The organism is Mesorhizobium sp. J8, from assembly GCF_016591715.1.
Classification (GTDB): domain Bacteria; phylum Pseudomonadota; class Alphaproteobacteria; order Rhizobiales; family Rhizobiaceae; genus Mesorhizobium.
The window spans coordinates 5,141,038-5,162,791 of the sequence record NZ_AP024109.1 but is presented as its reverse complement, the minus strand read 5'-3'; the positions used below and the strand labels follow the sequence as shown (position 1 = coordinate 5,162,791).

Here is a 21,754-nt window from a genome sequence, read left to right as displayed (position 1 = left end):
CCATCAGGATAACTGGTATAATATGTATACAATCCATCAACAAAATAGATGGCATGAGCATGCAGCCGAACCCGACATTGGATCAGCTCCAAATCCTGGTGGCAGTGGCCGATGCCGGCAGCTTCTCGGCAGCGGGGCGCAAGCTCAACCGGGCGCAGTCGGTGGTGAGCTACGGCATCGCCAATCTCGAAGCGCAGCTTGGCCTGAAGCTGTTCGAGCGCGAAGGCGTGCGCGAGCCGCAGCTGACGGATGTCGGCAAGGCGATGCTGGAGGATGCGCGGCGCATGATCGGCGTGCTGCAGCGCATCCGTTCGCGCGCCGACGGCTATCGGCAAGGACTGGAAGCGGAGGTGGCAATATCGGTCGATGTGGCGCTGCCTTCGCCGGCGCTGGTGCGGGTGCTGAAGGCCTTCGAGGCGCAGTTCCCGGCGGTCATGCTGCGGCTCTACATCGGATCGCTCGGCCTGATCGTCGACCAGGTCGTCAACGGCCAGTCGGATCTCGGCTTCGGCGGACTGATAGGCGACGCCGACGTCACTCTGCTGCGCATCGGCTTCACCTCGATGGTGCCGGCCGCGGCGCCTGACCACCCCTTGGCCAAACTGCCGAAGCCGGTGGCTGTGGAGGACCTGCGCGAGCATATCCAGCTCGTCGTCTCCGACCAGTCGGAGCGGACGCGCGGGCGCGACTATGGCGTGTTTGCCTATCGCACCTGGCGGTTGACAGATGTGCGCACCAAGCATGCCCTGATGCGCGAAGGTCTCGGCTGGGGTGGCCTGCCGCGCTGGCTGATCGCCGACGACCTCGCCAGCGGCAGGCTGGTAGAGCTCGATCTGGAGCCCTATCGCGAGGTGCGCTCGCCGCTCTATGCCATGCACCGCGCCGACCGCAGTCCCAAGCCAGCCGCGTCCTGGCTGATCGACGAATTCAAGCGCCAGCTTGGCTGCTTCAACGAGATGGAGCCGGGCGTGTGGATCGAGGAGGGACCGGAGACAAGCCGTCCATGAGCGCGATCAGCACAGCGCGGTAGTCTTCCGCGGGCGCGCCGGCCTCGATGGCCAGAGCCGCCCGGTCGAAGGCGGCCGCCAGCAGGGCGGTCAGCGCCTCGGCTGGCAGTCTGGTCATTGCCTGCGCGCGCATTGCTGCGACCAGGCCTTCGCGCAGCGAGCGGTTGCCGTGGCGGCTGTCGATCTCGTCCATGGCCGCGCGGCCGAGCACGGCCGGCCCGTCGAGCAGCAGAAGCCGTGTCCGGCCGGGCGCCCGCATGGCCTCGAGATAGGCGTTCGATCCGGCGATCAGCGCGTCGCGCGCGGAGAGCGACGGCGGCGAGGCGTCGTCGATCTCGGCCGCCACTGCCGCCGCCTCCTGCTCGACGACCGCCACGAACAGCGCCTGCTTGTCGGCGAAGTGGTGGTAGAGCGCGCCGCGCGTGACACCGGCCTCGGCGACGATCTCCGGCGTGCCGGTCTCGGCATAGGATTTTTCCGTGAACAGCTTCCGCGCCGCGCGGATCAGATCCGCGCGCGTCGCCTCGGTGCGGTCGCGGTTGGAGCGGCGTCCGGACTCTTCTTGCATACATGCAGCCTGTATGTTATTTGCATTACATACAGACTGTATGTTGGATGGAAGGAGAAGGAAAGATGAAGACGACCAGCTACTATCCGGTGCTGATGACGGACGATGTCGAAGGCACCGCGGCCTTTTACGTCGAGCATTTCCGCTTCAAGCCGCTCTTCGAGAGCGACTGGTATGTGCATCTCCAGTCGGCGGAGGACCGCCGCGTCAATCTAGGCATCGTCCAGGGCGACCATGAGACGATCCCGGAGGAGGGGCGCGGACGCACGTCCGGCCTGCTGATCAACTTCGAGGTCCGCGATCCCGACGCCGTCCATGAGCGCGTCGTCGCCGCCGGCCTGCCGATCCTGCGCAGCTTGCGCGACGAGCCGTTCGGCCAGCGGCACTTCATCACCAGAGATCCCAACGGCGTGCTGATCGACGTCATCAAGCCGATCCCGCCGAGCAAGGAGTTTTTGGCGCAGTACGCCGAGGGTGCGGCCGGATGCTAGGTGAAGCCTAGCCCGCCCGCGCCACGGGCGTCACCGCCACCTGGCTGACGCCGGTGCGGCGCACGACGGTGCAGAGCGTCGCGCGGTCGATGCGCTCGGCGTCGAGCATGCGCACGAGGTCGTCGACGCCGGTCACCGGCCGGCCGTCTATCGCGGCGATAATGTCGCCTTCCTTCAAGCCGGCCTTGGCAGCGGGACCGTTCTTCTCGACGCTGCGCAGGCGCACGGCCGTGTTCGTGGTCACCTGCGACAGGAGCGCCGCCCGGCGCGGCAGATTGGTCGTGTCGGCCGAAACGCCGATGAAGGCGCGGCGCACGCGGCCGAAGCGGATGATCTCGGAGATGACGAAATTGGCGGTGTTGGAGGCAACAGCGAAGGCGATGCCTTGCGCACCGTGGATCATGGCGGTGTTGACGCCGATCACCTCGCCCGCCGAAGACACCAGCGGTCCGCCTGAATTGCCGGGATTGAGCGCGGCATCGGTCTGGATGACGTCGTCGATCAGCCGGCCGGTCGAGGCGCGCATCGAGCGGCCAAGGGCGGAGACGACGCCGGCGGTGACGGTCCATTCGAAACCGAGCGGATTGCCGATCGCGATCGCGATCTGGCCGCGGCGCAGCCGCTTGGAATCGCCGAGCGGCGCGACATCGGCGAAACTGCCGTCGGCGCGCACCAGCGCGATATCGGTGTCCGGATCGCGGCCAAGCACGTGGCCTTCGCGCGCCGCACCATCCGGCATCGTGACGCGCACGGCGCGCGCGTCACCAACGACATGGAAATTGGTGACGACCAGCCCGTCCTGCGCAATCACGAAGCCCGAGCCGTGACCGCCGGCACCGATGCGCTCGATGCGGCAGACGGCCGGACCGATGCGGTCGACGGCATCGGCAACGGATACCGAGTAAGCGTCGAGCAATGTGTCGTCGGATGGAAACTTTTCGGCGGCGAAGGCCATGAGCGTGTTCCCTCACAGAATGATGTTTTCCTTGGTGCGTGTCGTTGCCCCAAAACCGCGCGACACTTTTGGGCGACACGCACTATATGTGCGAAGCGGCTGCAATTGCCGCGACCTGACCAGATGGCCAGTCGGGCCGGCGACTAGCCGTCAGGCGAGTACCCGCCGCCACGCTACCGAGCGATATCTGGGTCACCGAACCCAGGAGATCATTGATATGAGCGACTTCAACCTCAGTGCCTTTTCCGACGCGATCGCCGATGTCGCGGCCAACGCCGCGCCCGCGCTGGCGAGTTTCGTCACGCACCACCACCGCACCGCGAGCGCTTTCCACTGGCGCGATGGCTACTTCGTCACCGCCGAGGAAGCGGTCGAAGCCGGCGAGGAGATCGAACTGACGCTGGCCTCCGGCGAAAGCGTGAAGGCAGAGCTTGTCGGCCGCGATCCGTCGACGGGCGTTGCCCTGCTGAAACCGGCTTCCGCCGCTGCCGGTTTGCCGCAACTCGCCCAGGCCGGCGCCGTGCGGCCCGGCAATCTGGCGATCGCTGCCGGCAACAGCGATGGCGCGGCACTTGCCGTGTTCGGCACGGTCGGCGAGGTCGGACCGGCCTGGCGCTCGATGCGCGGCGGCACGATCGACCGGCGCATCAACCTCGCCATCAACACCGGCGGCCGCTTCGAGGGCGGGCCGGTGCTCGACGCCAAGGGCGGGCTGATCGGCATGCTGTTGTTCGGGCCGCGCCGGCGGGCGCTGGTCATGCCTTACGAGACGATCGAGCGGGCGGTGGCGACGCTGCGCGAAAAGGGTCATGTCGCGCGCGGCTATCTCGGCGCCGGGCTGCATCCGATCCGCAATGGCGACACCAAAGGCGCCATGGTTATGAGCCTCGACGACAACGGTCCGGCCAAGGCCGCCGGCCTGCATGTCGGCGATATCGTCGTCGCCTGGAACGGCGAGGCCGTGCACGGCCCGCGCGAGTTGATCCGAAAGCTTGGACCGGACAGCGCGGGTACCACCGTGACGCTCGGCATCTTGAGCGGCGGCGCCGAGCGCGACGTGTCGATCACCATCGGCGAGAAGCCGCTGAGCTGAGAGGATCGATGGCCAGCAGCGCGGCACAAACGATTGCGAGACCGGAGCCGGCAACCCAACGGCTCACGGTGCTGATCGCGCTCGGCGATGCCCAGCGCGCCGAGCAACTCGCGGATGTACTTGCCGCCAGCGACGATCTGTTGCCGTCGCTGGCCGGGAGCGCCTTCGGCCAAATGGCGGATGTCGCCATCGCTGATGAGGCCGGCTTGGAAAGCCGGGTCGTCAGTTCGGCTACGCCCATCGTCCTGCTTTCGCGACGTGCCGGCAGCGAACGGGTGGCGGACAATGTGCTGGCCGTGCTGCCCGCCTCCGCAGATGGCTTGCTGGTCGCCGCCGCGGCGCGATTGGCGGCCTCAGGCTATCGCATCGACAGGGCAGGGCCGTCGACGATCGCGCATGGCGATTTCCATGACGGGCTCGCCGACGAGGACATGACGGACGACAGCCAGGCCCGCCCTTCCTTGTCACCGCGCGAGGCGGAAGTGCTGGCGCTGCTGGCGGAAGGCGCGCCCAACAAGGTCATCGCCCGGCGGCTCAACATTTCGGTGCACACGGCAAAGTTCCACGTCGCCGCCATCCTGATCAAGCTCGGCGCCGCCAACCGCACCGATGCCATTGCGATTGCCATGCGGCAGGGGCTGGTCCTCGTCTAGAGGGTCAGACCTCAATGGCTCTTGTTCGGTGCCGCGAAGGTCTCGCACCCTACGCAGCGTAACCGTTCCGGCCGCTTTGGGCCCTTGCGCCGGGGCTGTCCGCCGCGCAATTTGCCTCCACATCGAAGAGGAGGCAAAGATGTCGCTCAAGGGAAAGACGCTGTTCATCTCGGGCGGATCGCGCGGCATCGGGCTGGCGATCGCGCTGCGCGCAGCGCGGGACGGCGCCAATGTTACGATCGCGGCCAAGACCGCTGAGCCGCATCCGAAGCTGCCGGGCACCATCTACACCGCGGCCGAGGAGATCGAGCAGGCCGGCGGCAAGGCGCTGCCGATGCTTTGCGACATCCGCGACGAAGCGCAGGTCGCCGAGGCGGTGGCCAGGACGGTGGAGCGGTTTGGCGGCATCGACATCTGCGTCAACAATGCCAGCGCCATCCAGCTCACCGGTACGCTGGAGACCGACATGAAGCGCTACGACCTGATGCATCAGATCAACACGCGCGGCACGTTCCTGGTCTCCAAAATGTGCATTCCACACTTGAAGTTGGCCAAAAACCCTCACATCCTGAATCTGGCGCCGCCGCTCGACATGAAGGCCAAATGGTTCAAGAACCATGTCGCCTACACGATGGCGAAGTTCGGCATGTCGATGTGCACGCTGGGCATGAGCGCCGAGTTCGCCGGAGCAGGCATCGCCGTCAACTCGCTATGGCCGATCTCGACCATCGACACGGCCGCGGTGCGCAATCTTCTTGGCGGCGCGACAGTGGCTGCTATGAGCCGCTCGCCCGACATCATGGCCGATGCCGCGCATGCGATCTTCCTGCGCCCATCGCGCGAGGCGACCGGCAATTTCTACATCGACGAAGAGGTGTTGCGCGAAGAGGGCGTCACGGACTTTTCGATCTATGCCCCGGGGGCAGCCGACGAACTCGCAGGGGACTTCTTCGTTCCCGACGAGGTGTTTGCGAACTCGCAGACCAAAGTCAGAAGGATCTACTGAAGGGTGCCGGCGGCCTTAGTCCGCCGCGGCCTTCTTGCCTTTCGCCAGCGCCATGACGCGGTCGATATAGGCCAGCATCAGCGCCGAAACCACGAATGCCAGATGCATGATGGTCAGCCACATCAGTTGCTCCGTCGTGTAGGAAGCGTGATTGAGGAAGACCTGCAGCAGGTGGATCGAGGAGATCGCGACGATGGTCGAGGCGACCTTGACCTTCAGCGAGCCGACATCGATCGTTCCCAGCCAGTGGACCTCGCCGTCCTGGTCGTCGAAGCGGCTGACGAAGTTCTCGTAGCCCGAGATGATCACCATCACCACCAGCGAGGCGACAAGCGCCGCGTCGATCAGACCGAGCATCTTCAGGATCGTGTCCGTGTCGCCAAGCGTGAAGGCGCTGATCACGAACTCGTAAAGCTTCTTGCCGAAGGACAGGGCATATGTCGCGAGCGCGATGCCGAGGCCGAGATAGAAGGCGACCAGCAGCCAGCGCGAGGCGAGGATGACGGATTCGATGGCGAGTTCGAGACGCTTCATGAAGGCTTCCGGTCAAATTGCGATTGACGGTATTTCGGCCAGACAGGGCCGGTTTTCAAGCAAAAAACCCCGCCGGGGAGGGGACCCGGCGGGGCTCAGTCGTGTCCCGCTGGAGTCGGGACAGGGCAGGGAACGCCCTGCAGGGAATCTGGGTGCCGCAATGCGGCAATTCAATGAGTTAGCTCCAATCGACTGGACAAATCTTCTTGAGCCAGGAAAGGAAAAGGCCCGTCCGGCGCGGACGGGCCTTCATCTCAAGCGCTGATTCCAGAAATCCGATCAGGATCTTGAAATCCAACGCTCATTGCTGGTCGCTGTTGCTCGCCACCGGCGCCACCAGCGAGGTGATGCGGCGGATGGCGACACGCCGGTTCTCGCGGTTCGGGCCGGGCGTGTTCACCTTGAGATACTCCTCGCCATAACCCTGCGTGGTGAGGTTCTCGGCCGGAATGCCGAAGGCATTGGTCAGCGCCTCGGCGACCGCTTCGGCGCGCCGATCCGACAAAGCGAGGTTTGCGTCCGGCGTGCCGACGGCGTCAGTGTGGCCTTCGATCAGGAAGGTCTCGGCCGGGTTCTTCTGCAGCAGCTTTTCCATGGCCTTGGCGACGCCATCGAGCTTCTGCACCTCGGTGTCGGAGATCGTGGCCGAACCAAAGTCGAAGTTCAGCGTGTCGAGATCGATGCGCCGGGCGATATCGCGCACGCGGGCCGAGCGCTTCACCTCATCGATCGAATAGAGACGCTGCACTCGTTCCACGGGTGGCTGCTCGAGGAAGGTGTAGTAGTCGTCATCGCTCTGGACATCCTCGGAATCGAGGATGTACTCGCGCTGGGGTATCGTGAGCCGCATCGGCGGCAGGTCGTCGCCCGGATCGCGCCAATCCTCGTCGTCCTGGTACTGCCGCTCGTCGACATAGCTCAGGATGTATTCCCGGCCGTCCGGCATGACGCGCGACCGCTGGACGACATCGCCGTAGCGGTTGCGGATGGTGACGACGCGGATGCCGTTGCCGCGTTCAACCGTCTCGCGCGTGCGACCACCCGACAAATCCTCGTAGTAGACGTCCTTGGCGCCGCGGGTGATGCGGGGCGCCTCGTTGCTTTCCACGAAGGTCTGGTTGTTGAACTGGAGGATCACGCGGTCGCCGAACTGTTTCACGACATCCGCGCCCTGCGGCCGGCGACGCTCGCGCACGACCTGTTCCGGAGTGAGATCGATCCGCTTGCCCTTTTCCTGGTCGACGGGAACGATCTTCTCGGGCCTGATCGCCTGCTGCGCCGACTTGTCGTCGGTGGGCGGCGGACCCTGATCGACGGGGGCCGGCCTCTGGGCCTGCTCGCCGCCTTGCTGCTGTCCGGCCTGATTGGCGTTCTGGCCGTTGCCGGCCTGGCCATTGCCGGTTTGAGGACCACCGGTTTGGGCACCGCCGTTCTGGCCATTGTCGTTGCGGCCCCGGTGCTTGCGCACGGCATCTTTCTGGCTGTCCAGGAGGGGCGCTTCGTTCGGATTGGCGGTCTGGCCCTGCGCGGCGTTGCCGCCATTGGCAGGCTGATTGTTGTTCGCCGGCTGATTGCCATTGGCCGGCTGTTCGCCGGTCACGGGTTGCTGCTCGCCGGTGGCGGGCTGGCGGCCGGTCTTTGTCTGCGCGCCGGTGGCAGGCTGCTCACCGGTGGCGGGCTGTTCGCCATTCGCCGGCTGCTCGGCAGCCGATTTCTTGCCGCGTTTCTTGTTGTCCTGGGCCTGTCCGCCCTGGGCGGGCTGCTCGCCATTCTGCAGCGGCTCGGCCTGCTGTGGTGCGGGTTCACCTGCCGGCGCGGTCTCGTTCTGCTGGTTCTGTCGCCGCTTCTTGCCTTGATTGCCGCCCTGCTGGTTGTCGTTAGCGGGAGCGGTCTGTTCGGTCGGGGCGACCTGCTCGCCCGCCTTGCCGGCGGGTTCGCTCTGCTGCTGATCGTGCTTGCGCTTCTTGCGACCCTGGTTGCCTTGCTGGTCGCCCTGTTGCTGGTCGCCCTGTTTCTGGTCGCTTGCGGCTGGCGCGGCCTGCTCCGCAGGCTGTTCAGCCGGCGCTGCTTCTTTCTGCTGGTTGCGCTTCTTCTTGCGCGGCTGCTGCTCGTCGACCGCGGGCTGGCCGCCCTGGTCGGCAGGCGCGGCCTCGGTCTGCTGCTGGTCGCGCTTCTTGCGCGGCTTGAACTGCTGCTCGTCGCCCGCGGGCTGTCCGCCCTGGTCGGAGGGCGCGGCCTCGGTCTGCTGCTGCTGGTCGCGTTTTTTGCGCGGCTTGAATTGCTGTTCGGCTGGCGCAGCCTCCCCGGACTGGCCATTATCCATCTGCTGCTGCTCTTGCCGCTTCCGGCGCGGCTTCTGCTCGGTCTCGGCAGGTGCCGCTTGTTCGGTTGCCGGCGCGGCTTCGCTTTGCTGCTGCTGTTCGCGCTTTCTCTTGCGCGGCTGCTCGGCTCCGCCCTGCGCGCATTCCTCGGCCGACTGGCCTTCGGCGCAAGCGGCCTGAGCCAGCACGAGCGGCGGGCCGTGCAGGCTTCCGGAAGCGACACCCCCCTGCAGCGGGTACGCGCCCAACGGCGCGGATGCCATAAGCAGGCCGATTGCCGTACCCGCCAGAATCCGTGGTTGGCGTTTCATATCGATTTTCTCCTAGTGGGGTCCCATCCCTGCCCAAACCTCCATCAACCGCAATTGGTTCCGCCGGGCATTGGTGCCAGCCAAGGATGCCTGGCTGGCCTTTTGAAGGCAATTTCGTGTTTTTCTAATGTTGATACTGGGTCACCCGTCACCGCAGCGCTTGACCGGAAAGCCGCGGAGGGCCAAATCCACCGAAATGACTGCGCCATTCTGGAAAACGAAGACGCTTGAGGCGATGACCCCGGCCGAATGGGAATCGCTCTGCGACGGTTGCGGCAAATGCTGCCTGTCGAAGCTCGAGGACGAGGATACGGGCGAGATCTTCTGGACAAGCGTCGGCTGCCGGCTGTTCGACGCCGAGAACTGCCGCTGCTCCGACTATGCCAATCGCCTGGCGCGGGTGCCCGATTGCGTAGGCCTGACGCCGCAGAATGTGCGCACCATCACCTGGCTGCCAAAGACCTGCGCCTACAGGCTTATCGCCGAAGGGCATGATCTCTACTGGTGGCACAGGCTTGTTTCAGGAAGCGCCGAGACCGTGCACGAAGCCGGCATTTCGATCCAGGGCCGGGTGAAGGCCAAGGAAACCGATCTGGCCGAGCCGGACGACTACTTTGATTACATTCTGGAGGATGAACCGTAGCCGCCACTGGACGGGTTCGCATGTTGATGACGAACCGTAACCGGCTCGCAACGCTTATTGATGACGAACGCTGAAGCGTCCGCGTTTAAGGACGAACCATGACGAGGTTCGCGTTTAAGCACCACGGCCGACGAACTCCTGGGAGGTTCGCGCTTATATGAACCGGACATGAACGGCCGGTTCGCGGAAAGTTCAGACACAAAAAGGCATTTTCCAATCATTGGTTCTAAGGGCGACAGCCCACAACAAGGAGAGAAGACGATGTTCAACACGATCAAGACGGCAGCCCTTTCGGCTCTTGTCGGACTTGGCACCTTGGCCGCCATTCCGGCGCATGCGGACAGCCTCTACCTCGGTTTCGGGGACAGGCACGACCCGCGTTTCGGCATCTATGCCGGCGACGACGACGGCTATCGCCGCGACTGGCGCCGCGACCGTGACTGGCGCGGCTGCTCGCCGGACCGCGCCCTCGACAAGGCCGAGCGCATGGGCCTGCATCGCGCCCGCATCGTCGACATCAGCCGCCGCACGGTGAAGGTCGCCGGCCGCCAGTACGGCGACCGCGTGGTGGTGGTGTTCGCCAACGAACGCGGCTGCCCGATCATCTATCGCTGAGGTTGAAACGACGATCCGCGAGGATCGCCCACGCGGGGGATCCTCGCGGATCGCCTATGAGATATGATGTTCCGCGAAGATCAATCTGAGTAGCGGAGCCCTCAAGATGAGGCGCGGCTCGAAAAAAATCCCGGAGGACCGATCCTCCGGGGCTTTTTTTGCGTATCGGTAGCGCGCTCGCGGCGCGCCTGCGGCGCCGGCCGATCGTCACTTCAGCTCGAATGTGACGGTGACCTGGACGTTGTAGGAATTCTCGCCGGCCTGCACCGGCACGGCCGAACGGGCGGCGTCGAATGACTTGGCCGCCATCGGCATCGGCGCCGGCGCGATATTCTGGTCGGTGATCTCGAGCACCTTGCCAAGACTGACGCCGGCCGCTTCCGCAAGCGTCTTTGCCTTGGCCATGGCGTCGGCGACGGCCTTCTTGCGCGCTTCGGTGATCGTCGCCTTCGGATCGTCATTGGTGAAGGCGATGCCGCCACCCTGGTTGACGCCGAGCGACACCGCCTTGTCGAGAATCTCGCCCGTCTTGTCGACATCGCGCACGCGCACCGACAGCGTGTTGGTCACCTGATAGGCGACGAGCTGCGCCTCCTGGCTGCCGTCGGCCTTGTTGGTGTAGTTGTAGCGCGGGTTGATCTGGATGCCGGCGGTCTGCAGGTCGCGTTCGGCAATGCCCGCGGATTTCATCGCCGCGATCACCGCTGCCATGGCGTCGTTGTTGGCATCGAGCGCTTCGCGCGCAGTCTTGGCTTCGCGCATGACGCTGAGCGAAAGGATCGCCATGTCCGGCGCCACCGTCGCTTCGCCTTCGCCGGATACGATGATGCGGGGCGGAGGCTGAGTGTCCGCGGCGCTTGCCAGCGCCGGGAACGCGACCGCGGCAGCGAGCGCGATGGGCAAAAGATGTCTGGTCATGAAAACTCCTCGAAGTCTGCGATCCGACGCTCCGCGCCGCATCTGCCTCGACCCGCAAAGGCATCGATTCCCGGCAGTGCGGCGCAAGGGCCGGACCTGTTTCGCGCCATATGGGCGCAGGCCGCTCTACGGCTTTCGCGCCATATGGGCGCAGGCCGCTCTACGGCGCGAATATGGGCTGATTTTGGCGTTTTGCGCCAGCGCTTTCGAAAGCCTTGTGCGACGACAAGAAAAACTCTAAGCCAGCCCGCGTGGGGCCTGTAGCTCAATGGTTAGAGCCGGCGGCTCATAACCGCTTGGTTGGGGGTTCGAGTCCCTCCGGGCCCACCATTATCATTATTTATCAATGGTTTACGAGGTGGTTCGCCACGGGGTTCGCCAATAGGTTCGCCAAGCATCGGCTTGCGCGTTACCAGCCGCACGACCCGATCCATCCCCTGGACCGCCAGCCGAACCTGGGATGCCTCGCGCGAATAAAGCTCGGCGTGGTCGATGTCGTCGTGACCGAGCACGTCCATGAGCTGCCTGGTCGAGGCCTCGGCCTCCGCCAGATAAACCCCGAGCGACTTCCGCAAGCCATGCAGTGTTAAGCCCTTCGGAAGACCGGCAAGCTTGCACCAATGCGCCATCATCCCAGTCAATGACTTGGCGGAGAAGGGCTCACCATGGCCGTTGACCAGAACGGTCTCGCCGCGCCTGTCGGCCGCATCCAGGATCTCGGACAGCATCGGTGTGATCGGCACAAAAAGCCGCTTTCCACCTGTTCGTCCCTTGTTCTTGGCCTGAACGATATCAAACCCGTCGAAGTGACGCTCGACGCCATCGATAAAGACACGGCGGGTGACCCTCTGATCCCATCGCAGCCCGGCGACATCACCGCGGCGGTTGCCGAGCCAAAGCGCCAACCCATAACAAGTGCGTGCCGCGGTGCCGAGCTGCCAACGGTTTTCGAACTGCTCCATGGCCTCGCGTGACCACGCTTTCCAGCCGGCATAGGCAGGGCGCCACTCGACCGCCGCTGTGGGATCGATTTGGATCCAGTCTTGCCGTAGGGCGACATAGACCAACTTCCGTATACCCACCAACAGATGCTTGGCCTTGTGTGGCGTGGCGATGAAGCGGCCTAGAAGCTCTTCAACATGGACACGTCGAAGATTCTTGACCGGAACGTCGCGCCAGATGAGCGGGTGATCTGCGACCACCCGGAGTTCTAGGAACTCTTCGATCAGCTGCGTGTTCTTGCGCTTGCTGGCTTCGTCAAGCGCCAGCCACTTGACCGAGATCTTCAACCGCTGAAAGGCCGCTCCAAACGTGCCGGGCAGGGCGGCTCCGGGCATACGGACGACGGGAGCCTTTGGGATTTTCCGGCCCTCGACCGCCGCTTGGTAGGCCTCCTTGAAACCCGCCTGATTGGGGGCCGGCAGACTAACCACACGCTCCTTCGTCCGATAGCGCCAGCGAACTTTGCCATGGCGGTCAGTGTAGGAGGAGAGGCCGGGATATTTATCGGTCATGGCAGAATGAATCTATTCCCTGCGGTGATTCCCTTGCAACAGGAAGTCGACGATGTTCTCTTCATCGTCTCCAGGTAGTTCGCCAAAGGCGGCTTCGAGCTTCAAGCGATCCCAAATCACGCGGCCATCAACCTTCTTCGGCTTTGGCATGCGGTGGTCCGCGACCATTTGATCGAATTTGGTCACGCCCACGCCGACGTAGCGGGCGGCTTCTTCGCGTGAGAGGCCCCGAGGGGGATAGGAGAGGGTGTCGCTTTTCATGATTTCACCGGCACATGTCCGCCCAGCCCACGGACTTCCGTTCAGAGGTCAGGATCTAGATTGCATCAACCTCCGACGAAAGCACGCCGATCAAGCACTGCGGCAAAATTGCGGTCTCGGCGTACAAATAGGACGGTTGTGCAACTTCAAGGGTTCGAGTGGGGAGCATGCCGCCTCCCACTCGGAGAGCGCACGACCCCTTCTACAGTGTCGGGCATGATGGGGTGCCTCGATGCGGCAAAGACCGGTAGCGAACGGTTGACACCAAGCTGTCCACGACATGAGCGACAGTTTTGCGCCCACACTGGCCTTCCACTTGGTTAGCGGCGAGTTCGCAGCCTTTCTGTCGCATGCCGGGATGCCGGTTTTCGACACGGTGCTGACCATGTCGTGGGGAAAGCGTCTCGACGACTTTGCTGCCGGCGGTCCGTTGCGCTGAAGACCGATGCCCTGGCGAACCAAGGTCTCGGGTAGCGTGATGTTCTCTACGAAAAGGACCGGCTGACATTCAAACACCGCACAGCTTCGTTTGCGTCTCCGACTGAACGGTTCAGCTCTCGAAGAGCGCGATCTGAATGTCCGGACACACATCCCGGAGCCGCGTCACGTCCCGTCTCCGTTCGACCGGCTGGCCGTGCTTGACCTTTGATGTTCGGTCAACGATGGAATGCGGCTGGCCATAGGATGGGAGCGACACGCTCTCCCGATCCTCTGTCACCCGCCCGCGTACGGTCGCCGTGATGGCGACTTCATCGCCGATATTGAAAGAGCCCTTCGCCATAGGGATGAGTCTGGCGCTGAAACCGGCCTCGACAAGCGGTTGCTATTGGAACATCAGCCGGTAGGTGCAGTTGATATCAGCCGGCGCACTAGAGCGCTTCAAAAATGTGGTCCTCGATATCTTCCAACGCCAGAGTTGGCGAAAGCCGACGACTTGTGTCGACGTCTACGATTGATCGACCGCGCGCTCTCAGCAAGCCACATACCTGGTCGACAGTCTGTGCCGATCGGAGATTCGCCTCCAACTTGGCCTCGAACAAACGCTCGGCAAAGCTTTGGCGCCGCTGTCGGTCGTTGAGGCGCTCTATGCGGAGACCTTCGCAAGCGTTGATTCGGACCACGATGTCCGCCGTGGGAACGATGTCTAACGCATCGGCCAGCGACTTTTCGTTCGCACATCCGCTCAAGAGGGCAAGTGTCGACACGACTTGAACGAACGCTTGATCGAAAATCACAATCTCTTGGCAACCGATTGACTGGCGCCATGCACGGGCCAGTCGGAGGACGTATTGAGCCAGTCTGATGCGCCAAATCAGATTCCGAGGCGGCAGCGTGTTCACTAGGCGCGCGCAAACTCTGAAGTCGGCGGCGTTCGCAACCGGTCGGCACGCCATGCTGATCGGTCCTGCAATCGCACGGGCAACACGGTGAATGGCGGGTATGATGCCCCCGGGGTCCAGCATGGATTGATAGCCGCCGGGCTGGTAAGTGAGAATAACGCTGGCAGGATGCCCATGGGCTCGCAAGTGATGACAGAGTGCATGTGCGATTGTCGTCTTCCCAGAGCCCGCCGGACCCACGAATTCGACAATCATGTAACGGGGACCTTCTCTGATGATCCCTGACTGAAAAAAGGCCGGGAGCTTCTGGCGATTATGTAGCGGCATATGCCTCGCCTCAATCACGACCGAGTGCCTGGGGCCACCCCTCCGTTTGTCCGAGGAGCACCTAGGCCGTCCGCTCCCTCCTCGGAGGGCCAATGTACCTAGCCGGCAAAGAGATTTGTTTTTTACGAGGTGCGGTGAAACATGGCGCTTTCTGCAAGTTCGCTGCCACGGGCGATGGCCTTCAGGCGGCATTTCGCCCCGAGCTGTGATATGATTCGCCTCATGGGGAAGAAGGCAAAACACAAGGCCAAGCGCGTCATTGAAGAGCCGATTGAAGAGGCGCTTGCAGCGGAGGCTGCCTACTATGCTCGCAAGTGCGGTATCACCATAGAAGAGGCCGCCAAGACCATTCGGGAAGCCAAGGAGCCAAAGCCACTCCAATGGCACGCTAAACGCTGATTTTGTTTCGAATTGGAACAAATTCAGCCACAACGTATTCTGGCGATTGTCGGTCGATACCGTGGTGGCAGGATGTAGCCGTGTACTCTCCGGAAAGCCCGTCGCGTACGCTCATTAGCCGCGGCGGGCTTTTCATTGCGGCCCACTAGAGTAAACATGCGCGGGTGAGGTTCGCCTTGCTGGGTAGCCCGGCCCCGCCGAAATCCTGTGTCACCCTGATTGAGGGAAAGGCCGGGCTATCCAGCCTACCGAGATCCCGCCCCAAACCAGCGGATGAACTCTGCATCCATCCCGGTGATTTCCTTCACCGCCTTTGGCAGCGCTTTATGCAGATCACCCGTAGCGCGGTAATGTTGGCATTGCGTCGACATCAGTGGGCGGACGATAGCGCATGTATGCCTCTGCAGCTTCCATGAAGCGCTGTACCTCCAACCCTGAAAGCTGCTTTGCCTTATTGCGCTGAACCATAGCGACCTCCTGCGACTGGTCGCCCCTCGGCAATGTGCCTCCACTCTGGCCGCGACGAGTCGGAACCTGCAATCCACAAACCATGCGGTGACGCCGGGCAGCCCAAGGGGTACGCGCGCTTTGTTCATAAGTGGACCGACAGTTCCGCGCTCTGTTGGGGTGCGTTGGGTTGGACTGCCGGGCCTTGCGGACCCGGGGTTGGGAGTCGGCCGATGCGGAGGTTACATTAGCAAGGCTGCATGAATATCACGGTTGTTACATTCCACCGGTTTCGCTGAAACTCGCCGGGCGAGGCTCCAACAACTGCCTCAAGCCCGACGAGCTGCCGGATTTCAACCCGGCTATCCTGCCTTTGGCAGGCCGATGCCAGGATCTTGGTCCGAAGTGACACAGTGGGCGCAAGCCTTTTCCGTAAACGTTTGGTCAATGATCGCGTATTAGCATTTTCTAATGCGCTTCACCATGATGCTCTTTTGCTGGGCTGCATTCTTCGGCTGGGATTTGACCGCCAACGATGGTCAATTCGTGCTGGCCATCGGCCATGGGGTTTTGAGGCTCATCCGTATGGCGGGCCTGGCCTGACAGCCACTTGAACGCTTGCCGCCATCCTTGAGCATACCGCGTTGCAGATGGCGCGATACCGCACTGGCGAACCCATCATGCCCCCGATCGCAGCGATGTAGTTTGAGACGGCATCGAGAGTTCAAGGTGCGTTCGCAGCGATGGTGAACGGGCGTCTTTGGCCATGCACCGAAACATGCAATCTGGCTAAAATGTTCACGATCTATTTCGCGCCGATTTCCCGACCCAGCTCTTCGAGCGCGTTCACGTCGTGCGCGTAGTTGGCCGCCTGTGCAGGATACCTTCCCGCCTGCTGGCGATAGAAATTCAGCCACTTCGGCAGGTCCGCAATCGGGAACGTTCCTCGCCACACACCCTTCTCCAGCGTGAAGGTGCCGGCAGCCGAATCGTAAATCGCTATCGTCTTCATGGCGGCCGTTATAAGTTCGTGCTCCTAAAACAAAAGCCGCGCTCCGACCGTTTGCGATGAGCAAGCCAGCGGGTGCGCCAATGCCGTCCATCTCGATCAGGAAAACCGAATACGATCCGGCGACCAGAGTTCTCTCCGTGTGGTTCGTGGCCAGCGGCAAGCGCTATGAATTCGAGAGGTACCGCCGGAAACTTACGTCGCGTCCGATCGGCGTTTGTCAAAGGCCGCTTCTTCAACGACCACATTCGAAATCACGTCCGCTATCGACGCATTGCGGACTAGCTGTCCAGTTCAAGCGGCTCATGGTCTGTTTGGAACTGGTGCCACATAACCTGGCGAATGTCTTTGAAATCGACGATTTGGCCGCAGGTTTCGCACCGATGAAATCTGAATCATGCCTGGACCCGGGCAGAATATGCACGGTGACCGGGCGCTGTGGGCCGAGCTCAGAGAGCTTTGTCAAGCGGCGACCTCCTCCACCACTGTGGCAATGGCTTGGTAAGCGCCTCGGTCTGATGGATCGGCTCGGCCCCTTAAAGACCATTCACCATTTCGCTTTGCTGATCGGCCGGGCATACATGGGAAACAGCTCGCCATCGTCGCCGCGGTGCAACCACGAGCCCCAGGCATGACGGACCGCAACCCGCCGCATCGAAAAGCGGCTGTAGCCATGTGACGAGCATGACAACGAAGAGGCATGCCAGCAACACCAGTTTAGTCGGGCCCTTGGCGAACTCGGTGGGACAGCTATGATCTCTCTCCGAGCGCGTTGCGCTATGGTTGGAGAAGTGCGCCGCCGTACTGCGCCCAAAGATGTTCGCAGTCCCATATCCTCAGGCTTGGTGTTCCTCGTTCCCCATACAAAATGATTGCACCACGAACGTCGTATCCAAGCACCGACGCATTGGCGACGAACTGGATGGCGCGCCCTAAGCTGATGCCGCCGATCCGGGCCTCAATTTTGCTAGTTAGGTCGATGACTCCGAAGATTTCCGCGTTTGCGCTTCTGCCGGCCAAGACAGCCGTCGAGATCGCATCGTTCAAGGCAAGGAGCATCGCGTGAGTCCCCTCGATCAGCGCTCTCTAACTTTCACGCGCGCAATTTGTTCCGCCCGTCCCTGAAATAATCCAAGCGGCTCGTCGTCCGGCCGTTCATCTCAGATAACCCCGGAGATGGCGCCGGTCGACTGGACGTGAGCGAGAGTTTTGCGGCCACATTGGCCTTTCTGTAAGTGGTCATCCCTTGTGGCTTGGGACCGCCAATTGCAATCGATGGGCGTTGTCAGACTGCCGGCGAACCGATCGATCCTGACATCGTCGAGTGGCGTTTGGCAGCGGCCGGTCGTGATCAGTTCGGCCGTGGCCTCGCCGACGCCGGGGCCGAGCTGAAAACCGTGCCCGCCGAAACCGAAGGCATGGAACAAGCCCGGCGTCGTTGCCGACCGCTCCATGACCGGCAAAATGTCGCTCGTACAGCCCTCGCATCCGGACCATGTGCGGATGACGGTTCCGCGCCGCCGCGGCGCGAGCGCGATTTGCAATGCGCTCGAAGCCTCGGCAAGGGGCCAACTGGTCGTTTTCATATGGCGCCCTTCGCCGGGGGCTGTCGGTCCCGCATCCCGCCTTACGGCGGCGCTATGCTGATGCTCCTTCGGCCGCCCTGTTGAACCGGTCTCAGGGCCACGAACCTGCTCCGGCACCGAACTGACTTGTTCGCGCTTACGGACATTTCGGTGCCTCCACTTTGTACGCCCTTTCACATTGGTCGGGCGAGCAGTGGGCTCATCCGATGGAGAGGCCGAGCAGGGCGGAGTTTTTGAGCGACGGATTGACGAGGAAAAGAGAGGAGCAAAGGCCCGGTGCATGCATGCGTCGCAGAAGCAGAGTGTCGCCGATGGGGCCGGCACACGGTGCCGCTTGCGCGCCAAGGCCGGCAAGGGAAGCTGCGCCGCGGCGCAACCCGCCGCCATCCCGGCATTGCATGCCGCGCCCTTGCCCGGCCTTGCTCTTCGCGGCCTCCTGTTCCTGCCCAAATTGTTTGGACGGAACCGAATGGAAGGGAGGCGCTGCAAAGGTGCGCGGGCGAAATGCAAAAAGCAGAACTTGAAAGGCTGAAGGACAAGGTACCCTGCGCTGCGGTGCTGAAGCGCGCGGGGTTCGTCCTGGACATCAAGGAGAGCACGCGCAAGGCGATGAAATATCGCCGTGAGGCTTCGATCATCATCGTCATCCATCACGGCAAGGGCTGGTTCGACCCACTCGGCGACGGCAAAGGCGATATCTTTCGCCTGGTCGAACATCTTGAGAAGGTGCCGTTCTTAGAAGCCGTGAACGAGGTCGCCAGCCTCGTCGGGTTCGTGCCGTGCGAGCCGATCTGGCAGCGGGTGTCCCGCGAGCGGGAGCCTGACCTGTCGATACCGGAGCGCTGGCACGCACGGCGCAGGCCATGGCGCGGATCGGCGACCTGGCGCTATCTGACCGGTGCCCGCCATCTTCCCGACCGCATCGTCCGCGCCGCAATCAGCGCCGGCGTCCTGCGCGAAGGCCCGCACGGCTCGATGTGGGCCGCCCATGTCGACAACAACGGGACCGTTACCGGCTGGGAGGAACGCGGACCGGACTGGCGCGGCTTTGCCACTGGCGGTGCCAAGGTGCTGTTCCGTCTCGGCAGCCCTGATGCGCTGCGCCTTTGCGTGACCGAAGCCGCAATCGACGCCATGAGCCTTGCCGCGCTCGAGGGCTTTCGCGCCGACACCTCCTATCTCAGCACCGGGGGCGGCTGGTCGCCGGCAACCGATGCGGCGCTCCGCGCGCTTGCCGCCAGGCCGGGTGTTGAGCTCGTCGCGGCTACCGACAACAACAAACAGGGCGAGATCTACGCCGACCGCCTGCTCGCATTGAGGGAGCAAGCTCGGTGCTGCGGTGATCGCCTTCGACCCGTAGCGGATGATTGGAACGCCGATCCAAGAATGAGAGCGCAGCCGACGAGCTGACACGCACGACGCTGCGAATAGCCATTGTTCTCGATTGATCAGATCACGGCGGTTCTCCTTGACCCAGGAGTCAGAAGTTTTTCCGGGCATCTCGCGAAAGATCGAGACGCCGGGCATGAGGTGCAGGCGACGTAGCTTGCCTCCACGTTCTGAGCTTTCGCCGGCTCGATCTGGAGGGCGTACCAGAGAGGAGAGACGCAAAAAGACAAGGAGGACTGCTCGCAGATCGGGTGGTCCGCCGACGCTGACGCTCAACTGCGCTGGTCGCAATCCCGGCCCGTCATCCTGCGCAGGGCTGAAGAAGCCCCGCTTGGCCAGCCGGGCAGGGATGCTCCAGCGCAATTGCCCCGTCCCGCCCGCTCCGCGGGCCGGGTGATGTCTTCGGAAAGAAGACGAGAAAGGACCGGCGAAGGGCCTGTCCGTAACCCCCTAGGAGCATTCCCATGGAATTGAAATTTGTCGATCCGCGCGCGCTCAAGGACAATCCTGACAAGGCGAGGCGCTCCAAGTCCAGCTCGCAGGCGGACGCCTTGCTACTCGCAACGATCAAGGCCATTGGCGTCGTCGAACCACTGATCGTGTTCGCTGAAGCCGATGGCGGCAATGGCTTCGTCATCGATCAGGGTCACCGGCGCGCGAAGCAGGCGATCGCAGCAGGTCTCGAAGAGGTCGCCGTTCTGGTCGTGCCTCGAGCCGAGGACGGCGGCGCGATGCGATCGCTGGCCACCTCTATCACGCACGAGCAGCTCAACCCGGTCGATCTTTGGCGAGCCATCGAGCGTCTCGTTGCGCTGAACTGGACCGAAGAGTCCATTGCGATCGCGCTCGCGCAGTCGGTGCGCCAGATCAAGAAGCTGCGCCTGCTCGCCAATGTGCTGCCGGCGATGCTCGACGCAATGGCCAAAGGCGATATGCCGAACGAGCAGCAGCTCCGCACTATCGCGGCCGCTTCGCTTGAGGAGCAGAAGGAGGTCTGGAAAGCAAAAAAGCCCAGCAAGGGCGACCCACAGGTGTCGTGGTGGAGCATCGCCAACGGTCTCGCGAAGCGACGCATGTACGCGCGCGACGCAAGCTTTGACGACGAGCTGCGCGAGGCCTACGGCATCGCCTGGGTAGAGGATCTGTTCGCACCGGCCGACCAGGACAGCCGGTACACCACCGACGTCGAGGCCTTCCTCGGCGCTCAGCAGGAATGGATGACGCAGAACCTGCCCAAGAACGGCATCATCAGCGAACCGAACGCCTATGGTGAGGTGAAGCTGCCGCCGAAGGCGGAACGCGTCTATGGCACGCCGAAGAAGTCGGATCACGCCGCGATGTATCTCGACCGCGAGGGAAAGGTAAGGACCGTCCACTTCCGCCTGCCCGAGGCCAAGAAGAAGGCCAACGTGACGGAAGCGATCGTCATGCCGAAGTCGCGTCCCGATATGACCCGTAAGGGTATCGAGATGATCGGCGACCTGCGCACCGATGCTCTGCATGAGGCGCTGTCGCGGGCGCCGATCGCAGACGACACGCTGTTGGCGCTGCTCGTTCTCGCCTTCGCTGGCCAGAACGTGCGCGTCGATTCCGGTGCTGGCGGCAATCATGGGTTCGGTCGCCGAATGCCGCGGCACGCAGCCACCCTCTTCGATGCCGAGGGCAAGTTCACCTTTGATGCCGAAACTTTGCGCAGCGCCGCCAGGGGCGTCCTCATCGATGCGCTCTCCTGCCGCGAGGGCATGAGCAAGTCGGGCGTGGTGGCGCTCGTTGCGGGCGGCGCGATCGGCGCAGACAGCTTCCTCGTCAATATGGGCACCGAGGACTTCCTCTCCTGTCTGTCACGTCCGGCGCTCGAGGGCTCCTGCGCCGACACGCCGGTCCTGCCGAGGGCGCGCGTAAAGGACACGCGGGCCGCGCTCGTCGAGCACTTCAAGGAGAGCCACTTCGTCCACCCGGCTGCGCTGTTCGCTCCCGATGCGGCGAGCCTGACCGAGTGGCTGTCCAAGAGCACCGTGCCCGAGGTCGATGACGACCTTGGGCCCGAAGTCGACGGTCTGAGTGTAGAGGACCAACGGCCCGAGAAAGGCGGGCTCGATGACGGCTACCGCGAGGCTGCCGAATAGACCTTGCCTCCTTTTGATCGCTCTGCCGCCGTCAGGTTCGCCTGGCGGCTGCAGGTGTACGGCCGCGACAGCGGGCGCTGCCGATGATGGTCCCTCCGGTGTCGGACCACGGCCCTCATGGTGTGGGCGTGGTGTGCATGCCGAGCGGCCATCGGTCGATGAGTCGGCAGGTGGCCATGATCACCTGTCCTTCGGTTCCAATGTCGAAGTCGACGCCCGTGCCGGTCCTCACTCGGGGTTC

General features: G+C 63.2%; 22 protein-coding genes, 1 tRNA gene and 2 pseudogenes. 14 read left to right on the top strand and 11 right to left on the bottom strand.

Annotation, left to right across the window (positions count from 1 at the left end; translation table 11 throughout):
- Positions 1-59 precede the first annotated feature (59 nt).
- The gene (locus MJ8_RS24705; protein WP_201415577.1) at positions 60-1,007 is read left to right on the top strand and encodes a LysR family transcriptional regulator; all 948 of its coding nucleotides are present in this window, start codon (positions 60-62) and stop codon (positions 1,005-1,007) included.
- Here MJ8_RS24705 and MJ8_RS24700 read toward each other — a convergent pair.
- Entirely contained in the window at positions 949-1,575 is a 627-nt protein-coding gene (locus MJ8_RS24700; protein ID WP_201411284.1) for a TetR/AcrR family transcriptional regulator, read from the bottom strand. The two genes, MJ8_RS24705 and MJ8_RS24700, sit on opposite strands and share 59 nt — an antisense overlap.
- A gap of 65 nt (positions 1,576-1,640) precedes the next feature.
- On the opposite strand from MJ8_RS24700, the gene MJ8_RS24695 reads away from it, so the two are divergent.
- The gene (locus MJ8_RS24695) at positions 1,641-2,066 is read left to right on the top strand and encodes a VOC family protein (RefSeq protein WP_201411283.1); all 426 of its coding nucleotides are present in this window, start codon (positions 1,641-1,643) and stop codon (positions 2,064-2,066) included.
- A gap of 7 nt (positions 2,067-2,073) precedes the next feature.
- Here MJ8_RS24695 and MJ8_RS24690 read toward each other — a convergent pair whose 3' ends face one another.
- Positions 2,074-3,021 carry a S1C family serine protease gene (locus MJ8_RS24690; RefSeq protein WP_201411282.1) on the bottom strand — a complete coding sequence of 316 codons (948 nt, stop codon included), beginning with the start codon at positions 3,019-3,021 and terminating at the stop codon, positions 2,074-2,076.
- 217 nt (positions 3,022-3,238) lie between these two features.
- On the opposite strand from MJ8_RS24690, the gene MJ8_RS24685 reads away from it, so the two are divergent.
- From MJ8_RS24685 to MJ8_RS24675, 3 genes are all read left to right on the top strand, one after another.
- Positions 3,239-4,114 (top strand): S1C family serine protease, encoded by an 876-nt coding sequence (locus MJ8_RS24685; RefSeq protein ID WP_201411281.1) that lies wholly within the window; start codon positions 3,239-3,241, stop codon positions 4,112-4,114.
- 8 nt (positions 4,115-4,122) lie between these two features.
- Entirely contained in the window at positions 4,123-4,767 is a 645-nt protein-coding gene (locus MJ8_RS24680; RefSeq protein WP_201411280.1) for a helix-turn-helix transcriptional regulator, read from the top strand.
- Positions 4,768-4,906: 139 nt separating this feature from the next.
- Complete coding sequence (locus MJ8_RS24675) at positions 4,907-5,773, top strand: SDR family oxidoreductase (RefSeq protein WP_201411279.1); 867 nt, start codon at positions 4,907-4,909, stop codon at positions 5,771-5,773.
- 15 nt (positions 5,774-5,788) lie between these two features.
- On the opposite strand, the gene MJ8_RS24670 is transcribed toward MJ8_RS24675, so the two are convergent.
- Positions 5,789-6,307, bottom strand: a complete 519-nt coding sequence (locus MJ8_RS24670) for a TIGR00645 family protein (RefSeq protein ID WP_201411278.1) — start codon at positions 6,305-6,307, stop codon at positions 5,789-5,791.
- Positions 6,308-6,608: 301 nt separating this feature from the next.
- Positions 6,609-7,775: an OmpA family protein gene (locus tag MJ8_RS32445; protein WP_225248034.1), complete on the bottom strand. Its 1,167-nt coding sequence runs from the start codon at positions 7,773-7,775 to the stop codon at positions 6,609-6,611.
- Between MJ8_RS32445 and MJ8_RS32440 the strand changes: the two genes are divergently transcribed.
- The 3 genes from MJ8_RS32440 to MJ8_RS24655 all read left to right on the top strand — a co-directional run bounded on the left by MJ8_RS32440 (position 7,725) and on the right by MJ8_RS24655 (position 10,197).
- Complete coding sequence (locus MJ8_RS32440) at positions 7,725-9,170, top strand: hypothetical protein (protein ID WP_225248033.1); 1,446 nt, start codon at positions 7,725-7,727, stop codon at positions 9,168-9,170. The genes MJ8_RS32445 and MJ8_RS32440 overlap by 51 nt on opposite strands.
- A complete protein-coding gene (locus MJ8_RS24660; RefSeq protein WP_201411276.1) occupies positions 9,136-9,582 on the top strand; it encodes a YcgN family cysteine cluster protein in 447 nt (148 codons plus the stop codon). The genes MJ8_RS32440 and MJ8_RS24660 overlap by 35 nt, the downstream gene beginning before the upstream one ends.
- A 261-nt stretch (positions 9,583-9,843) precedes the next feature.
- Positions 9,844-10,197 (top strand): hypothetical protein, encoded by a 354-nt coding sequence (locus tag MJ8_RS24655; protein ID WP_201411275.1) that lies wholly within the window; start codon positions 9,844-9,846, stop codon positions 10,195-10,197.
- A gap of 207 nt (positions 10,198-10,404) precedes the next feature.
- Here the strand turns inward: MJ8_RS24655 and MJ8_RS24650 are convergent, their stop codons facing one another.
- Complete coding sequence (locus MJ8_RS24650) at positions 10,405-11,115, bottom strand: SIMPL domain-containing protein (protein ID WP_201411274.1); 711 nt, start codon at positions 11,113-11,115, stop codon at positions 10,405-10,407.
- 254 nt (positions 11,116-11,369) lie between these two features.
- Between MJ8_RS24650 and MJ8_RS24645 the strand changes: the two genes are divergently transcribed.
- Positions 11,370-11,445, top strand: a tRNA-Ile gene (locus tag MJ8_RS24645).
- Positions 11,446-11,636: 191 nt separating this feature from the next.
- On the opposite strand, the pseudogene MJ8_RS32435 reads toward MJ8_RS24645, so the two are convergent.
- Both MJ8_RS32435 and MJ8_RS24635 read right to left on the bottom strand, forming a co-directional pair.
- Positions 11,637-12,077, bottom strand: a pseudogene (locus MJ8_RS32435) (tyrosine-type recombinase/integrase); the annotation flags it as partial.
- Positions 12,078-12,641: 564 nt separating this feature from the next.
- Positions 12,642-12,890 carry a hypothetical protein gene (locus MJ8_RS24635; protein ID WP_201411273.1) on the bottom strand — a complete coding sequence of 83 codons (249 nt, stop codon included), beginning with the start codon at positions 12,888-12,890 and terminating at the stop codon, positions 12,642-12,644.
- 280 nt (positions 12,891-13,170) lie between these two features.
- On the opposite strand from MJ8_RS24635, the gene MJ8_RS24630 reads away from it, so the two are divergent.
- Positions 13,171-13,329 (top strand): hypothetical protein, encoded by a 159-nt coding sequence (locus MJ8_RS24630; RefSeq protein WP_225248032.1) that lies wholly within the window; start codon positions 13,171-13,173, stop codon positions 13,327-13,329.
- 430 nt (positions 13,330-13,759) lie between these two features.
- On the opposite strand, the gene MJ8_RS24625 is transcribed toward MJ8_RS24630, so the two are convergent.
- Positions 13,760-14,485: an AAA family ATPase gene (locus MJ8_RS24625; protein WP_201411272.1), complete on the bottom strand. Its 726-nt coding sequence runs from the start codon at positions 14,483-14,485 to the stop codon at positions 13,760-13,762.
- A 213-nt stretch (positions 14,486-14,698) separates the two neighbouring features.
- Here MJ8_RS24625 and MJ8_RS24620 point away from each other — a divergent pair, with 213 nt between their 5' ends.
- Positions 14,699-14,956, top strand: a complete 258-nt coding sequence (locus MJ8_RS24620) for a hypothetical protein (RefSeq protein ID WP_225248031.1) — start codon at positions 14,699-14,701, stop codon at positions 14,954-14,956.
- Between the two features lie 918 nt (positions 14,957-15,874).
- Complete coding sequence (locus MJ8_RS32585) at positions 15,875-16,006, top strand: hypothetical protein (protein WP_263649257.1); 132 nt, start codon at positions 15,875-15,877, stop codon at positions 16,004-16,006.
- Positions 16,007-16,208: 202 nt separating this feature from the next.
- Here MJ8_RS32585 and MJ8_RS24615 read toward each other — a convergent pair whose 3' ends face one another.
- The 3 genes and pseudogenes from MJ8_RS24615 to MJ8_RS32430 form a co-directional block, all read right to left on the bottom strand.
- The gene (locus MJ8_RS24615) at positions 16,209-16,415 is read right to left on the bottom strand and encodes a hypothetical protein (RefSeq protein WP_201411271.1); all 207 of its coding nucleotides are present in this window, start codon (positions 16,413-16,415) and stop codon (positions 16,209-16,211) included.
- Between the two features lie 774 nt (positions 16,416-17,189).
- Complete coding sequence (locus MJ8_RS24610) at positions 17,190-17,471, bottom strand: hypothetical protein (protein WP_201411270.1); 282 nt, start codon at positions 17,469-17,471, stop codon at positions 17,190-17,192.
- A gap of 239 nt (positions 17,472-17,710) precedes the next feature.
- Positions 17,711-17,920 (bottom strand): annotated as a pseudogene (locus MJ8_RS32430) (NAD(P)/FAD-dependent oxidoreductase); the annotation flags it as partial.
- A gap of 582 nt (positions 17,921-18,502) precedes the next feature.
- On the opposite strand from MJ8_RS32430, the gene MJ8_RS24600 reads away from it, so the two are divergent.
- Together MJ8_RS24600 and MJ8_RS24595 are read left to right on the top strand one after the other, a co-directional pair.
- Positions 18,503-19,408, top strand: a complete 906-nt coding sequence (locus tag MJ8_RS24600) for a DUF3991 and TOPRIM domain-containing protein (protein WP_201415575.1) — start codon at positions 18,503-18,505, stop codon at positions 19,406-19,408.
- Between the two features lie 443 nt (positions 19,409-19,851).
- On the top strand, positions 19,852-21,513 hold the full coding sequence (locus MJ8_RS24595) for a ParB N-terminal domain-containing protein (RefSeq protein WP_201411269.1): 1,662 nt from the start codon (positions 19,852-19,854) through the stop codon (positions 21,511-21,513).
- The last annotated feature ends 241 nt before the right edge of the window (positions 21,514-21,754 follow it).

Coding starts and splice junctions, on each gene's coding strand:
- MJ8_RS24705 (WP_201415577.1), top strand. CDS start 60: ATGCAGCCGAACCCGACATTGGATCAGCTCCAAATCCTGGTGGCAGTG.
- MJ8_RS24700 (WP_201411284.1), bottom strand. CDS start 1,575: ATGCAAGAAGAGTCCGGACGCCGCTCCAACCGCGACCGCACCGAGGCG.
- MJ8_RS24695 (WP_201411283.1), top strand. CDS start 1,641: ATGAAGACGACCAGCTACTATCCGGTGCTGATGACGGACGATGTCGAA.
- MJ8_RS24690 (WP_201411282.1), bottom strand. CDS start 3,021: ATGGCCTTCGCCGCCGAAAAGTTTCCATCCGACGACACATTGCTCGAC.
- MJ8_RS24685 (WP_201411281.1), top strand. CDS start 3,239: ATGAGCGACTTCAACCTCAGTGCCTTTTCCGACGCGATCGCCGATGTC.
- MJ8_RS24680 (WP_201411280.1), top strand. CDS start 4,123: ATGGCCAGCAGCGCGGCACAAACGATTGCGAGACCGGAGCCGGCAACC.
- MJ8_RS24675 (WP_201411279.1), top strand. CDS start 4,907: ATGTCGCTCAAGGGAAAGACGCTGTTCATCTCGGGCGGATCGCGCGGC.
- MJ8_RS24670 (WP_201411278.1), bottom strand. CDS start 6,307: ATGAAGCGTCTCGAACTCGCCATCGAATCCGTCATCCTCGCCTCGCGC.
- MJ8_RS24660 (WP_201411276.1), top strand. CDS start 9,136: ATGACTGCGCCATTCTGGAAAACGAAGACGCTTGAGGCGATGACCCCG.
- MJ8_RS24655 (WP_201411275.1), top strand. CDS start 9,844: ATGTTCAACACGATCAAGACGGCAGCCCTTTCGGCTCTTGTCGGACTT.
- MJ8_RS24650 (WP_201411274.1), bottom strand. CDS start 11,115: ATGACCAGACATCTTTTGCCCATCGCGCTCGCTGCCGCGGTCGCGTTC.
- MJ8_RS24635 (WP_201411273.1), bottom strand. CDS start 12,890: ATGAAAAGCGACACCCTCTCCTATCCCCCTCGGGGCCTCTCACGCGAA.
- MJ8_RS24630 (WP_225248032.1), top strand. CDS start 13,171: ATGAGCGACAGTTTTGCGCCCACACTGGCCTTCCACTTGGTTAGCGGC.
- MJ8_RS24625 (WP_201411272.1), bottom strand. CDS start 14,485: ATGATTGTCGAATTCGTGGGTCCGGCGGGCTCTGGGAAGACGACAATC.
- MJ8_RS24620 (WP_225248031.1), top strand. CDS start 14,699: ATGGCGCTTTCTGCAAGTTCGCTGCCACGGGCGATGGCCTTCAGGCGG.
- MJ8_RS32585 (WP_263649257.1), top strand. CDS start 15,875: ATGCGCTTCACCATGATGCTCTTTTGCTGGGCTGCATTCTTCGGCTGG.
- MJ8_RS24615 (WP_201411271.1), bottom strand. CDS start 16,415: ATGAAGACGATAGCGATTTACGATTCGGCTGCCGGCACCTTCACGCTG.
- MJ8_RS24610 (WP_201411270.1), bottom strand. CDS start 17,471: ATGCTCCTTGCCTTGAACGATGCGATCTCGACGGCTGTCTTGGCCGGC.
- MJ8_RS24600 (WP_201415575.1), top strand. CDS start 18,503: ATGCAAAAAGCAGAACTTGAAAGGCTGAAGGACAAGGTACCCTGCGCT.
- MJ8_RS24595 (WP_201411269.1), top strand. CDS start 19,852: ATGGAATTGAAATTTGTCGATCCGCGCGCGCTCAAGGACAATCCTGAC.